The following is a 250-nucleotide window of genomic DNA, read 5'->3' as shown; positions in this document are numbered from 1 at the left end:
ACCCAGAGCGAAGCGGCGTATTGTTAATGCTATTAACAGGCTCTGGCGTTGTTGGTTTTTGTACTAAGCGGTAACCCGTTTTACGCAGTGTTTCTATATAGGTATTGTCGGGGTCGAGTTCTTTAAAGCTTTTACGAAGATGCCATATGGCATTTGTCAGTGCTTTTTCGCCCACATATTGATTACCACCCCACACATTCTCTATTAGTTGCTCACGCGTCACTGCGTTTGGATAACACTCTACCAAGTA

At 44.0% G+C, this 250-nt stretch carries 1 protein-coding gene; it reads right to left on the bottom strand.

Annotation, left to right across the window (positions count from 1 at the left end; all coding sequences use genetic code 11):
- A partial coding sequence (locus AAEY62_RS23780) for a winged helix-turn-helix domain-containing protein (RefSeq protein ID WP_350636928.1) occupies nt 1-250 on the bottom strand: 250 nt, incomplete at both ends.

It is taken from the genome of Pseudoalteromonas sp. GW168-MNA-CIBAN-0100 (assembly GCF_040309225.1).
Taxonomy (GTDB): domain Bacteria; phylum Pseudomonadota; class Gammaproteobacteria; order Enterobacterales; family Alteromonadaceae; genus Pseudoalteromonas; species Pseudoalteromonas arctica.
Note: the sequence above shows the minus strand (reverse complement) of the source record. Positions and strands in the feature narration are given on the sequence as shown.